The organism is Bacillus sp. FSL M7-0791 (assembly GCF_038627085.1).
Classification (GTDB): domain Bacteria; phylum Bacillota; class Bacilli; order Bacillales; family Bacillaceae; genus Bacillus; species Bacillus safensis.
In genome coordinates this window covers 1,801,266-1,813,684 of the sequence record NZ_CP152022.1, presented here as the reverse complement: position 1 = coordinate 1,813,684, position 12,419 = coordinate 1,801,266, and the positions used below count along the sequence as shown (strand labels likewise).

The window sequence follows — 12,419 nt, the reverse complement described above, 5'->3', positions numbered from 1 at the left end:
AGACAGGAGAGCGTCCTGTCTTTTTTATTGTACATGAAAATTCGTGCCATCTGTTGTTTCTTTTACAATACCTGCCCGAATCACAAAATCACCGAAATGTTCATGTTCCTCGCGTTCTTTTGCATAGCGGGGGAGTAGAGTGCCAAGCTCGTTTAAAATGTCTTCTTCTCCTACATTTTCTCGGTACAGTTTACTTAATCTACTGCCATCAAACGCAGCGCCAAGATACATGTTGTATTTGCCAGGTGATTTCCCGATAAAGCCAATTTCACCAAGCGCATGACGGGCGCATCCATTTGGACATCCAGTCATACGAATCGTGATTTCTTTATCACTTAAGCCATTTTCTTCGACAATCTCTTCAATTTTGTCAATTAAGCGCGGGAGGTAGCGTTCTGCCTCTGCCATCGCTAAGCCGCATGTCGGAAGAGCAACACAGGCCATTGAACTGCGGCGCAGTGCAGAGTGCTGTTGTCCATCTGACAAACCAAACTCCTGAATGAGCTGCTCGATTTGTTTCTTTTTATGAGATGTGACGTTTCCAATGATCAAATTTTGATTCGCTGTTAAGCGGAAGTCACCTGTATGAATCTTTGCGATTTCACGAATGCCTGTCATCAGCGGATAATCATCGTAATCCGTGATACGTCCGCCTTCTACAAACATCGTATAATGCCATCTGCCATTAATGCCTTTTACCCAGCCATAGCGGTCACCGTTATGATCGAAGTGATAATCTCTTGCGTCTAATAGGGAAAAACCAAGGCGGCGCTCAAGCTCTTCTTTTACATTCTCAAGACCGAGACGGTCCACTGTATATTTAAAGCGGGCATTTTTTCTCACCGAACGGTTTCCGTAGTCCCGCTGGATGGTGATCACTTGTTTGGCAATCTCTACAACTTGTTCCGGTGTACAAAAGCCAATTACTTTTGCAAGCTGAGGATAGGTCGCTGTATCACCATGAGTCATACCCATTCCACCGCCAATCGCGACATTAAAACCGACTAATTGATCATTTTCAATAATCGCAATGAAGCCTAAATCCTGCGAAAATACATCAATATCGTTAGCAGGAGGGACCGCCACACCAATCTTGAATTTTCTTGGCAAATAAAGTGGACCATACATCGGCTCAACCTCTGTATCAGGCGTTGCTGCTACCTTTTCCTCATCAAGCCAAATTTCATGGTACGCTCTTGTTTGCGGAAGCAGGTCATCACTTAATTTTTTGGCGAGCTCGTATACATCATGGTGCACTTCTGATTGATAGGGGTTTGATGTACACATGACATTACGGTTCACATCGCCGCAAGCAGCGATCGTATCAAGCATAGTGGAATGAATGTCTTGAATGGTCTTTTTCATGTTCCATTTTAAAATACCGTGAAGCTGAAAGGTTTCACGAGTTGTCAGCTTTAACGTACCGTTTCCATATTTATGAGCAAGCTCATCCATCACAAGCCACTGTTTGGATGTAGCGATTCCGCCAGGCAGGCGGACGCGCAGCATAAATTGATAGGCAGGCTCAAGCTTTTGTTTTTGCCGTTCATTTCTCAGGTCACGATCATCCTGTAAATAACTGCCGTGATGCTTCATCAGACGGTTATCATCATCAGGAATACCCGCTGAAATCGGATCAAGCATCACTTCTTTTAAAGTACCCCGTAAATAATCACTTTTTTCTTTGATTTCCTCTACGTCACTCGGAGGTCCATCCGGCGCTGTTAATGCTGTCTTCACCATGTAAGTAAAAGCTCCTTTCTTTCAAGCATTCAATCAATATACGTCACGCTGATAGCGTTTTTGCTGCTGCAAGTTGGCTAGATAGCTTTCTGCTTTCTCTTTGCTCATCGCACCTTCTTCTTGGATGATTGATAGAAGGGTATTATGAACATCATGCGCCATATGTTTTTCATCTCCGCAGACATATACATAGGCACCTTGCTCCAGCCATTCGAATAATTCTTTACTTTGTTTCTTCATTTGGTGCTGGACATATACTTTTTCCTCTGAATCTCTTGAAAAAGCCACATCCATTTTCGTTAACACACCATCTTTTAACCACTTTTGCCATTCGGTTTGATATAAGAAATCCGTCACAAAGTGCTGATCACCGAAGAACAACCATGACTTTCCGTCTGCACCGACTTCCTCGCGCTCCTGCATAAAGGAACGGAAAGGGGCAATGCCTGTGCCTGGTCCTACCATAATGATCGGTGCTTCAGGGTTTTCAGGAAGCTTAAAGTTTTGATTGTGCTGGATATAAACAGGCAGCTTATCACCTGGCTCTAAGCGCTCCGCACATAAGATTGAGCAGACACCTTGACGTTCTCTTCCGTGAGCATCATATCTCACAGCACCGATCGTCAAATGAACTTCCTCTTCATTTGCTTTCAGGCTGCTTGCAATGGAATAAAGGCGAGCCGGAATTTTTCTTAAAATGGCAGTGAAGTCTGCCGCTGTTCCTTCAAAAGGACCGAAATCACGAGCAGCATCTACTAAATCTCTTCCTGCTATATATGCTTTTAACTTTTCTTCGTTTCCTTCTTCTAAAAGGGCCTGCAAGGCTTCGCTTTTTGTAAAGGACGCCATCTTTTGAAGAAGAGGTTTTGTCAATACGGTAATCTCAAAATGAGAGGTAAGTGCTTCTTTTAAAGGAAGCGTGTCGCCGTTTTTATGAACGATTACGGCTTCCTCTGCATTCCATCCACATGTTGTGATCAGTTCATCAACAAGCGCAGGATCATTTGTTGGATAAATACCAAGGCTGTCACCCGGCTCATAAACAAGTCCTGATCCTTCAAGAGAAAGCTCCAAATGACGGGTTTCTTTGTTAGAACCGCGGCCATTTAGATTGATATTTTCAAGCACTTCAGCATAAAAGGGATTTGTTCTTGAGTATTCAGATGCAGCTGTTTGAGTGTTTGCTCCCGCTGATTCCTGCGGGGCTGCTGCAGCTCCGCCTTCGCTAAGTGATGATGCCACCCCTTGAAGCCATTCAGAAAACGGCTCATCATAATCAAGATCACAGTCCACTCGATCGAAAAGACGCGTTCCGCCAAGCTCTTTTAAGCGCTCATCAAATTCTTTACCTGTTTGACAGAAGAATTCGTAAGAGCTGTCACCAAGTGATAGGACAGAAAAGCTTAAATGATCGAGCTTTGGTGCACGTCTGCCGTGAACATATTCATGGAAAGAAAGGGCATTATCAGGCGGATCTCCCTCGCCATGTGTGCTGACGATAATCAGTAAATTGTTTATTTTTTTCAGACTATTTGGTTTAAAATCTGACATAGAAGAGAGCGTCACTTGAAAACCTTTCTCTTCAAGATGCTGAGCTGTCTTTTTTGCTAACCCTTCAGAATTGCCTGTTTGTGAGCCATAAAGGACGGTCACATCTTTGCTGACAGGCTGCGCTGGTGCTGCGGCAGAAGGAGAAGGGGCTAGGGCAGTATTTTCTGATCCGGCTAAAGCTGCCTGTGCTGATAAATAACCGGTAAGCCAAATTTTTTGCTGATCTGTTAAAGTCGGAAGCAGCTGATTAAGCAGTTCTGCCTGCTCCTGACTAAACGGACTGTTCAATACATGAAGTTGCAACGATATCCACCTCACAAGGAATATAAACATAGATTAATTCGATAGGAATTATATATATAGGTTCAATTTGAACTTTACCGAAAGTTTGCCATTAAGTAAAATATATAATATTGATTGTCATGATTAAGATTTCTAATACCTTTGCAAGGTGACAGAACTTGAAGGTGAATCGCTTAACTGTATAAAGCACCTTTAGAAAAATGGGCCGTTTTGAATGAAGAGACGATCGTAAGGGATTGAAAAGGGGTGTATGAAAGTTGATGCAGATAAAGTTTAAAAATATAAAATGTTTTCGGCTTGTCGCCTTGATTTTTCTCATTTTATTAGTAGCGTGCAATTCTCCAAAGGACAATATAAAAGATTCATACAATCAGAATAAAACAACAGCATCTTTTTCAAAAAAAGGCATCCTGCTAAGAAAAGGGGAGACGAATTTACTTCTTATAAACAATAAAACGCCATTAAAAAGCGATGATTCATTGAAAACTCATCTTCTTATTGAAAAGTATAAAAATGATCTCATCGTTATGGATTTAACAAAAGTAGACTCTAAAGAGCTGTCACAGGGTCAAACGATTGAGGTTTGGTTTGATGAGTTACAAGAATCGTTTCCTCCTAAAGCAAAGGTCGAAAAATATAAAATCATCATGGATAAGTAGGGGAGCAGGGGGCAGATTCTTTCTATCATGAAAAAAGGAGAAAAACCTTAGAGTTTTTCTCCTTTTTCAAATTATGCTGTTGGAAGTCCCATCACAGCTTTCACTTCTAAATATTCCTCGATACCGAAGTCTCCCCATTCTCTTCCGATACCAGATTGCTTAAAGCCGCCAAATGGGGCAAAGTAATCTGTTTCGGCGTTGTTAATGGTAATTTGACCGGCACGAATATGTTCAGCTACATATTTTAATGTTTTTTCATCTTTTCCAACCACATAGCCAGCAAGACCGTACACTGTATCATTGGCAATCTCAAGGGCATGATCCAAGTCTTGATATGTGATCACACTCATGACGGGTCCGAATATTTCCTCTTGCGCAATGGTCATATCATTTTTCACATTTGTGAAAATAGTATGCTTGGCGAAATATCCTTTGCCTAGTCCGTCCGGATTACCAGTTCCCCCAGCAAGCAGGTGAGCACCTTCTTCAATTCCTTTTTCAATATAAGACTGCACGGTATCCCATTGCTTTTTGGAGACAAGCGGACCAGTGGCGTGATCTTCTCGAGGATCACCAACTGTAAACTTCGGCAGAGCATTCAGCAGCGCTTTTTCAAATGCGTCTTTCATTGATTCAGGAATCAGCACACGTGTAGCTGCGGAACACACTTGACCTGTATTCATCGCAATATGATGAACGGCTGTTTCGGCTGCCTCATCCACATCTGCATCATCTAAGACGATAAGAGGGGATTTCCCGCCGAGCTCAAGAGCCACTTTCTTAATATTGTCTGCAGCATTTTCCATTATTTTAGAGCCGACAGCGCCTGATCCTGTAAATGAAACAAAGTCAATATCAGGGTGTGAGCTAATGCCGTCACCAATGACATCACCAGTTCCGTTAACTAGGTTGAAGACGCCTTTCGGTACGCCAGCTTCATCAATGATGTCTGCAAGAATCATTGCGGCAAAAGGTGTAATTTCCGCAGGCTTTAAGACAACTGGTGAGCCTGCTGCAATGGCACCCGCGATTTTAAGTGATGTTTGATTTGTTGGGAAATTCCAAGGTGTAATCAATCCGCTGACACCAATTGCTTCTTTTATAATGGTATGTCCGCCGCGGTCCTCAGTAAATGTATACGATTTAAGTGCTTCCGCTGCTTTAGAAAAATGTTCATGTCCCATTTTGTAATGAACCTCTTCCGATACTTTCAGCGGTGCACCGAGCTCTTGTGTCATGACTTCAATTAGTTCATCCTTACGCTTTTCGTAGCCGCGCACAATGTTTTCCAGCATCTTTACGCGTTCATTTCGAGATGTTTTTGAGAAAGAAGGAAAGGCGTCACGAGCAGCTTTGACTGCCTTATCTAAATCTTCTTTTGTTCCTAAACTAATGGTGCCAATGACTTCCTCTGTAGCAGGATTGATGACTTCCGTCGTTTCGTTTCCTGTTGATGCGATCCATTCTCCGTTAATAAAATGTTTCTCTTGATTTCTCATTCTGACATGTCTCCTTTTTATATGTGATTCCATTCAATATTCTGTTTTCAGGTGATATAAAACTGTACCCACTGTGAAAAATCTAAAACGATGCAACTGTAAAAGAAAAAGTTTCTGATATAATACGCAAAGTGGGACATATGTCCTTTTCAACATGAGGGCATCTATCTTTTAATGGAACTAGACTGAAAAAGAAGGAGCATTTGAACGAATGAAAGGTGTTATTTTCGCTTTATTAGGAGGCGCTTGTATTACACTGCAAGGCGTCGCAAACGCAAGAATCAGCCAGGATATCGGCACATGGCAGGCGGCAACCATCACGCAGCTGACCGGCTTTATGATCGCACTGATCATTTTACTGATCGTACGTGACGGACACTTTCGAGAATATCGAAAGGTGCAGCCGCTTTATTTAGTAGGCGGTGCATTTGCAGCCATTATTATTTTCAATGAAGTGACTGCGATTCAAATGATCGGTGTCACACTGACCATCGCTGCTTTACTCATTGCTCAGCTCTTGCTTTCACCTTTGCAATCGATGCAAAAGGATGGTTTGGTGTACAGAAGAAGAAAATGAAATGGCAGCATTATGCAGGAATTCTATTGATGATCGCAGGCGTAATCATTTTAAAGCTATAAAGGAGGGCGTCAGATGGAGGAGCTTCATGATGAATCTCTATTTTCCTCTTATCTCAAGGCACATGAATTAGAAAACGTCTTTCATCAGAAACTCATATCACACGTCAGCTTATGGCGCTATAAGCAAGGTGAGCTGATTTGTTCAAAGGGAGATCAGAGGGAGCACTTGTACTTGTTAGTAAAAGGAAAATTAAAGATTTTCACCACCACAAAAGAAGGAAAGACCTTCATTCTTTGTTTTAAACATCCTCTTGAAGCGATTGGAGATATTGAATACGTTCAGCAGACTGATATGGTCAATACAGTGGAGGCTGTCACAGAAGTACATATGCTAAGGATTTCTCATCAAGCGCTCATGCGCCATGCGAAGGATGACTCCCGCGTGTTAACCTTTTTACTAAAGGGCATCACAAACAAATTTTATACGAAATCAAACGATTTGAGCTTCCACCTTTTATACCCTGTAGAGGTCAGACTCGCAAGCTACTTATTGTCTGTGTTAACAGGGGATAACAGCGCGAGCGCACTGCGTCTTACTGATGCGGCGAGCTTAATTGGTACAAGCTACCGTCATATTAACCGGGTGATTCAGCAATTTTGTGAAAAAGGGCTGATAGAGAGGCGAAGAGGGAAGATTACGATTCTTGACCGGGAAGGACTCTTAGAAATAGCGGAGCGAAACATTTATGAATAGAAGAAATGAAGGGATTCAGACATGATCATAGGAATAGGATTAGCCATCACGGCTGGCGCACTCGTCAGCTTACAAACCATTTTTAACAGTAAGGTCAATGAGCAGACAGGCTCTTGGTCAACGACCACTCTCGTTCTAGGTATGGGCTTTATTGCTTCACTTTTGATGGGTCTTTTGCTAGAAGGAACCGGCATGTTTCAATTAAGACATATGGAAGCGTGGTACTGGATTAGCGGAGCCATTGGAGTAGGGGTGGTCATCTGCCTCGTTCAAAGCATCAAACGTCTCGGTCCGACTTATGGAATCTCGATTGTCCTGATTTCACAGCTCGGCTCCGCGCTTTTGTTCGATTCGCTCGGCTGGCTTGGGTTAGAGAAAGTAGAATTTTCTCCCGCAAAACTATTAGGTGTCATTGTGATTGTTGCGGGGATTCTGGTGTTTAAATTGACCAAATTGGAGTCAGCAGAAGAGGATCAATCAGAAGAAAAAGGGCTGCCACAAGAGTAGCCGCCCTTTAGATTAACCGCCGCCATAGAACAGTTATCGCGGATAAACCATTTAAAAGGAGCCTTTTCATCAAAGGCTTTTTTTTCTGCCCATAGGACTCCGCTTTATAGGCTGCTTTGTCCTTCGCGACAAGTATACTATAGGCAATTTTACGTTCTATTGCCTGAGTAAGTGATAGCGCAAAAGGGGCACTATCAATGACCAAAATTGACTCTGTATTTAAAAAACTAGACCTCGCATCTAAATTATATGTGCCAATAATACTTAAATAATCATCAATGACCATTGATTTCGCATGAATGGAATACGGACCTTCATATTCGTACAAATGAACGCCTGTTTTCATCAGTTCCTTTTTCGTGCTTAAGTAACCTGCAAAAGCTAACGGATTTGGCGTCGCTGTGAGAGAATTCGTGACAACTGTCGTTTGAATCCCGCTGGCTAAGGGAGTGAGGCCGTCTTTCATGGGTCGTGTCGGGATGACATAAGGCGTCTGTATGAGCACAGAACGCTTTGCCCGGTGAGCTAGATCGTTTAGTTTTTTGAGCACAAGAGGACGCTTATTGAAGCGCTCCACAGGATTTGTAAAAAATGCAATCTGCTTTACTGAGGTGCCATCTGCTGCCCAATTAAAGGACGACATCACAAAAGGTTCTTTCGCATGCACTGCCTCCTGATAGGATCTAAGCAGTTTCTTTCTTAGTTTTAAGCCTTTCTTTGCTTTTTGTTTAGAGAACACTGCTTTTGTTCTTTTCGTAAAGTCATGATTCCATAAATAAACGAAGTATTGCTCCATTTCATCTAATACTTTTCCTTTTTTGTCGTTATAAAGCAGCACATCGCGGTCAAATGCAAAATCTTTCGGGGGCTGATCTGCAAAGTATTTATCACCGATATTTCTTCCGCCCATCACAGCCACTCGGCCATCTGCCAGCAGCAGCTTATCATGAAGGCGGTTATGCCACGTCCATGGCTTAAATAACCGAAAAGGCTCATAAAAACGAATGGCCATGTTCGGGTGATTTGCCACGGCATATCGTAAATCTTTTAGCGGTCCACGCAAACTGTGGCAGATGCCGTCTAAAAGCAGCTGAACTTTCACCCCTCGATCAGCAGCTTCAATTAAAGCACCTAGTACCCATTCGGCTGTTTTCCCCTTTTGGATGGAATAATAACTAAGGCGGATCATCCTCTTTGCCTCACGAATCATTTGGATTCTGGCCTGACCGGACACAAATCCATCGTCAAGAAGCATCACTTGATTTGTGCCCTGATCGTCTCCTGAGATCGAAGAAGCTTTATAGATACAATGTTCTTTGCATGTTTTTTGGATCGGTAAATAAAACAAAACAAATGCGGTCAAAAAGACATAAACGACATAGAGAAGGATCAGATAAAACAAAAGATGAAGCATACAGATCAGCTCCTTTCACATAGACACAACTTTTCTTTAGTTTATGTCAAAAATAAAATTTCACTCATTTTCGCCTTTCATCTAAATACATGACAAAAGAATCATCTTGTTTTTATTGGGCATTTAATTATAGTATGAAATGAATAAGGGGGAATCGATTTGAATGAATCATTATTTAACATCCCAAGTGATGTATATCAAACGTTAAGTGAAACAGAACGATATTTACTCAATTATATTCACCAGCATTTAGAGGATATCTCCACCTTATCCATTGTCACTTTAAGCGAAAGAGCCAATGTATCAACGGCCACGATTGTCAGACTGATGAAAAAAATTGGCTATAACGGCTATACATCCTTTAAATATCGATTGAAACAAGAAAAGAAAATGACAGATGCAAGCGACCAGCTCAAAAATATTGATGAAGACATCAAACTAGCAATTCGGAAAAATGAAGAAGAGGTTTTAAAAACGATACAGCTGCAAAGTATTGGACAAATTGAAGATGCCGTTCAAAAAATACATAATGCAGACAAAATTTATATTTTCGGCAGAGGCTTCTCAGAGATGATTGCCAAAGAGATGACCATCAAATTACAGCTCATCGGGAAAACATGTGAAGTACACGACGATCCAAATATCATTCGGCTGAAATCGCGAGACATTGAAAAAAGTGAGCTTGCCATCTTTGTTTCATTAAATGGCGAAACAGCTGAGCTTGTTGAAGCGTGTCAAAACCTCAGTATGAAGCAAGTCACAACCATTACGGTGACGACAAGAATAGATTCTACATTAAGCAAAATATCAGATATGACACTAGTCGGATATAAAGGGGAACAATCTTTCTTCCCAGATTATGAAGTCAGATCCCGCCTGTCTCTTCATGTCATTGCCCGCATTTTACTTGACGCCTATGTGATCCGAATGAAATAACCAATAAGAAAGCCTTCGAGACTTTGATCTGGAAGGCTTTTTCTCATGAAAACCTTTACACATTCTGAAAACATTTTCACTGAATCGTATGAGATACTTTCTTTAGAGAAAAGAAAGAAGGTGAAACCAATTGATTTATACCTGCACCTTAAATCCTGCTATTGACCTATATATTGCATTAAAAGAAATGCGGGCAAATGCAGTCAATCGCACAGAAGATGAAGATTATCAGCCGAATGGAAAAGGCGTGAACGTGTCAATTATGCTAAAGAAATATGGCTTCACCAGCACTGCACTAGGATTTATTGCTGGGTTTTCAGGCTCTTATATTGAACAATCTTTAAAGGATCTCTCCATTCAAACCGATTTTATCTCGGTTGAAGGCATCACACGCATTAATGTTTTTATTAATACGACAGAAGAATACAAGCTCGTGAATCAAGGCCCAGCGATTGAAGAAAAAGCGCTTCACGCCTTTCGTGAGAAAATTGCGGCTATCCCGCAGGGAGGCATCCTCATCATGTCAGGCAGTCTGCCAAAAGGCGTTCCTGCCAGCATTTTTTCAGAAGTAGCAGCTATTTGTCATCAACAGAAGGTCAAGTTCATTTTAGACACAAGCTCAGCAGCAGTTCTTGAGACGCTTCAATACAAGCCGTATTTACTAAAACCGAATGAAGAAGAAATTGCTGCTTTTTTCGGTAAAACACATCCTTTGTCAGAAAAAGAACTCATTCAATCAGGAGAGAAACTCATTGAGATGGGTGCAGAGCAAGTGCTTATTTCCCGCGGGGGAGAAGGGGCTTTATTCATTACGAAGGACGCAGTGTTTAAAGGAAACGCACCAACAGGCACTGTCGTAAACACAGCTTGTTCTGGAGATGCAATGCTCGCAGCTTTTCTTAGTAAACATCTTGAAGGACATTCGCCTGAAGAATGCTTACGCTACGGCATTGCAACGGGAGCATCCACTGCGTTTTCAAAAGGCTTAAGTGATTTACATGATATTGATTCATTGATTGAGCAAGTACACATTCAGAAGATATAAGGGGGAATTACACATGAGCCGTAAAAAAATTGTCGCTGCAACCGGCTGTCCAACAGGTATTGCACACACATTTATGGCAGCTGAAGCTTTAAAAATCGCTGCTGAGCAGCTAGGGGTCGACATTAAAGTCGAAACGCATGGTCAAGTAGGAATTGAAAACGCTTTAACTGATCAAGACATTATGGAAGCAGATGGGGTCATCGTGGCAGCCGATAAAGATGTGCATACAGATCGTTTTCACGGCAAACCACTGATTGAAGTGCCTGTAGCGAAGGGTATCCGCACGCCAAATGAACTGATCCAAGGCATTATCAATGGAGATGCCCCCGTTCATCAAGTGAAAGGAAGAGCTTCTGGAACAGAAAAAACATCTGCTCCTACATCAGCTCAACAAAAGTCGGCAAATAAATGGATACACACGATCTATAAGCACTTAATGAACGGTGTATCACACATGCTCCCATTTGTTGTTGGAGGCGGTGTCTTAATTGCCCTTTCTTTCTTATTTGGTATCTACTCTGCTGATCCTAAGCACGAAACGTATCATCCATTTGCTGCCTATTTGAAAAGCATTGGCGGACTTGGCTTCAGCTTAATGGTACCAATTTTAGCAGCATTTATCGCTGATTCGATCGCTAGACGCCCGGGGATGGTCGTCGGATTTATAGGGGGTCTCCTTGCAAATGATGGAGGTGCTGGATTCTTAGGCGGTATTATCGCAGGTTTTGCAGCAGGATATATCATTTTACTGCTTCAATTCTTGCTTCAAAAATTACCAGCATCACTTGATGGATTAAAATCAATCTTCATCTATCCTGTCATCGGTATTTTCTTAATTGGGGCTGTCATGACCCCGTTGTTAGTCCCAATCACAGGGCTAAATAATTCCCTAATGGATTTTCTCTCATCTGTACAATCCACGAATCCACTGCTTTTAGGTTTAATTGTTGGAGCGATGTGTGGATTTGATATGGGAGGACCTTTTAACAAAGCAGCCTATGTCACAGGAACGGCTTTACTTGCAGAAGGTAACCTTTACTTCATGGCAGGTGTGTCAGCAGCATGTATCACACCGCCGCTTATCATTGCGATTGCCACAACGATTTTCCGAAAACATTTCACGCCACAAGAACGAAATGCAGGGGCAATCAACTATATTCTAGGAGCGACACATATTACAGAAGGAGCCATCCCATTTGCGGCCAAAAACCCGGTCGTTGTCCTGCCAATTATCATGTTTGGCTCTGCCATCTCTGCTATATTGACATATTTGTTTGGCGTACAGGTTCCAGCTCCGCATGGTGGATTCCTTGTTCTTCCGGTCGTCACAGGTGCATTCCAATGGGTGCTTTCCATACTAATCGGCTCACTCGTAGGTGCGATTCTCTACGGACTTTACCGTAAAAAAATAGACAACCCCGCAGTTTAA

At 42.1% G+C, this 12,419-nt stretch carries 10 protein-coding genes and 1 pseudogene; 7 read left to right on the top strand and 4 right to left on the bottom strand.

The features are described from left to right. Positions 1-24: 24 nt before the first annotated feature. Both cysI and MHI08_RS09175 read right to left on the bottom strand, forming a co-directional pair. On the bottom strand, positions 25-1,743 hold the full coding sequence (gene cysI / locus MHI08_RS09180; protein WP_056766932.1) for an assimilatory sulfite reductase (NADPH) hemoprotein subunit: 1,719 nt from the start codon (positions 1,741-1,743) through the stop codon (positions 25-27). Between the two features lie 33 nt (positions 1,744-1,776). Next, entirely contained in the window at positions 1,777-3,597 is a 1,821-nt protein-coding gene (locus MHI08_RS09175; RefSeq protein ID WP_056766934.1) for an assimilatory sulfite reductase (NADPH) flavoprotein subunit, read from the bottom strand. 260 nt (positions 3,598-3,857) lie between these two features. On the opposite strand from MHI08_RS09175, the gene MHI08_RS09170 reads away from it, so the two are divergent. Further along, positions 3,858-4,256 carry a DUF3221 domain-containing protein gene (locus tag MHI08_RS09170; RefSeq protein WP_235566750.1) on the top strand — a complete coding sequence of 133 codons (399 nt, stop codon included), beginning with the start codon at positions 3,858-3,860 and terminating at the stop codon, positions 4,254-4,256. A 71-nt stretch (positions 4,257-4,327) separates the two neighbouring features. Here the strand turns inward: MHI08_RS09170 and MHI08_RS09165 are convergent, their stop codons facing one another. After that, positions 4,328-5,755 carry an aldehyde dehydrogenase family protein gene (locus MHI08_RS09165; protein ID WP_056766938.1) on the bottom strand — a complete coding sequence of 476 codons (1,428 nt, stop codon included), beginning with the start codon at positions 5,753-5,755 and terminating at the stop codon, positions 4,328-4,330. Between the two features lie 211 nt (positions 5,756-5,966). On the opposite strand from MHI08_RS09165, the pseudogene MHI08_RS09160 reads away from it, so the two are divergent. The 3 genes and pseudogenes from MHI08_RS09160 to MHI08_RS09150 all read left to right on the top strand — a co-directional run bounded on the left by MHI08_RS09160 (position 5,967) and on the right by MHI08_RS09150 (position 7,595). Then, positions 5,967-6,394, top strand: a pseudogene (locus MHI08_RS09160) (DMT family transporter). Positions 6,395-6,407: 13 nt separating this feature from the next. Beyond that, positions 6,408-7,088, top strand: coding sequence for a cyclic nucleotide-binding domain-containing protein (locus tag MHI08_RS09155; protein ID WP_056766942.1), 681 nt, complete (start codon positions 6,408-6,410; stop codon positions 7,086-7,088). Between the two features lie 21 nt (positions 7,089-7,109). Continuing rightward, on the top strand, positions 7,110-7,595 hold the full coding sequence (locus MHI08_RS09150) for a DMT family transporter (protein ID WP_025093180.1): 486 nt from the start codon (positions 7,110-7,112) through the stop codon (positions 7,593-7,595). Between the two features lie 7 nt (positions 7,596-7,602). On the opposite strand, the gene MHI08_RS09145 is transcribed toward MHI08_RS09150, so the two are convergent. Next, a complete protein-coding gene (locus tag MHI08_RS09145) occupies positions 7,603-9,009 on the bottom strand; it encodes a phospholipase D family protein (RefSeq protein ID WP_056766944.1) in 1,407 nt (468 codons plus the stop codon). A gap of 159 nt (positions 9,010-9,168) precedes the next feature. Between MHI08_RS09145 and MHI08_RS09140 the strand changes: the two genes are divergently transcribed. The 3 genes from MHI08_RS09140 to MHI08_RS09130 all read left to right on the top strand — a co-directional run bounded on the left by MHI08_RS09140 (position 9,169) and on the right by MHI08_RS09130 (position 12,419). Then, positions 9,169-9,945 carry a MurR/RpiR family transcriptional regulator gene (locus tag MHI08_RS09140; protein WP_024425669.1) on the top strand — a complete coding sequence of 259 codons (777 nt, stop codon included), beginning with the start codon at positions 9,169-9,171 and terminating at the stop codon, positions 9,943-9,945. A gap of 130 nt (positions 9,946-10,075) precedes the next feature. Further along, positions 10,076-10,990 (top strand): 1-phosphofructokinase, encoded by a 915-nt coding sequence (gene pfkB, locus MHI08_RS09135; protein ID WP_024427779.1) that lies wholly within the window; start codon positions 10,076-10,078, stop codon positions 10,988-10,990. A gap of 13 nt (positions 10,991-11,003) precedes the next feature. Further along, on the top strand, positions 11,004-12,419 hold the full coding sequence (locus MHI08_RS09130; protein WP_046311327.1) for a PTS fructose transporter subunit IIBC: 1,416 nt from the start codon (positions 11,004-11,006) through the stop codon (positions 12,417-12,419).